Genomic DNA, 1,642 nt, shown 5'->3' with positions numbered 1-1,642 from the left:
AGTCTCACAAATCCCCCATTAGTCTCGGTTGGTCTCCATAGGCCTCGGTTGTGGCACAAAAATGACACAAATTTGCCACAAGTCATTTATGCCGACAATCTTACCGCAGCCTATGGAACAGAAAATTGTCGCCGCATCCGGCAACATATTTTCACTGAGCTTTCCCCGATTGCCGGAGATTTGGCGGCTCACTACATCAAAGCTGCTGAACGTTCCAGTTTCGAGCAAGCAAACCATGAGCTGCAAGATATTTATAATCAGCTACGCATTGAAGATCTTAATCTATGCGCTGATCATGAAGAATTGCTCAATGCCGCCCGTCGTTATGCAGAAAAATGTTATCTGGCACGCAACCGCACTAAATCCCCTTCTGATGCGTATCAGGCATGCTTGCGCATTGTCGATCACTATCAAGTCAAGCGGCCATCCATCAAAGGCGATAATCTGGAACCGGCTCTGAATCGCATGTGCTGCCATCACTGGTGGTTTCGTAGAATCAAGATATTGCGATTGCGCAAGATTGAGACCATTTCCAGAAATATCGAGCTGGTCAGCCGCCTACGTGGCACATATGCCAGCGACTACACGATTCATGTTAAGCGCAAACAAAAGGAAAGAAATCGGCTCTATCTGGCCTCTACCTTTGTAAGTAATGAAAATGGTGATCTTTTTTCCCTGCAGAACCTAGCCGATCGTTCGGTATCCAATCCAGCAATTCGCCGTGCTGAATTGATGACACGTATCCGAGGTTTTGAAATGGTTGCCGATCATCTGGGTCATGTGGGTGAATTCTATACCGTAACCACCCCTTCGCGCATGCATGCCTGTTTGCATCATGGCGCAACCAATCCCCGCTATGATGGAACTAGCGTATTACAAGCGCACGAATACCTCACCCATATTTGGTCTTTAATTCGCGCTGAATTGCATCGCCAGGGTATTCAGCCCTATGGCTTCCGCGTAGTCGAACCCCACCACGACGGCACACCGCATTGGCACTTATTATTATTCATGCCGGAAAAACATCGTGAAGCGGTTAGGAAAGTCATGCGTCATTACGCCCTTCTCGATACTGGCAACGAACCAGGAGCGCAAGAGCGCCGTTTCAAAGCGGAGCCGATTGATCCAGCGAAAGGCTCGGCCGTGGGTTACATTGCAAAGTACATTTCCAAAAACATAGACGGCTTTGCACTCGATCAGGATTTGTACGGCAATGATGCTGCAAAAGCAGCTGAGCGCATTACCGCATGGGTCAATACCTGGGGCATTCGTCAGTTTCAGCAAATCGGCGGCCCAAGCGTGACCGTATGGCGTCAATTAAGAAAACTCGACAAATCCGACGATCCCGAGCTTGAATCCATCCGTCAATCTGCCACCGCCGGTGATTGGGCGGCCTTCATGCTGGCAATGGGCAAGCCCGAAACTCCTCACCGTTCACATGCAATCAAACCTTTATACGATCAAAGCAAGCACCTCAACCCAATGACCAGGGAAGCCTATTCACCGGCTACAGGGCGTTATGGCGATTCTGCACCATTGCGCGTATCCGGAATACTTTGGAAAGGCTCAAGCTATAGCACACGCAAACATGTTTGGATGCTTTTCAAAGTCGACAGCGAGGACGTGACATTAAGGAGCGAGG

Annotated in this window: 1 protein-coding gene; it reads left to right on the top strand. The window is 49.3% G+C overall.

The window, feature by feature from the left end; all coding sequences use genetic code 11:
- Positions 1-72: 72 nt before the first annotated feature.
- Positions 73-1,642, top strand: a 1,570-nt coding sequence (locus QZV86_RS13730) for a replication endonuclease (protein ID WP_295629307.1), incomplete at its 3' end; no start/stop codon positions are given.

Source organism: uncultured Nitrosomonas sp., assembly GCF_902826915.1.
Taxonomy (GTDB): Bacteria; Pseudomonadota; Gammaproteobacteria; order Burkholderiales; family Nitrosomonadaceae; genus Nitrosomonas.
Note: the sequence above shows the minus strand (reverse complement) of the source record. Positions and strands in the feature narration are given on the sequence as shown.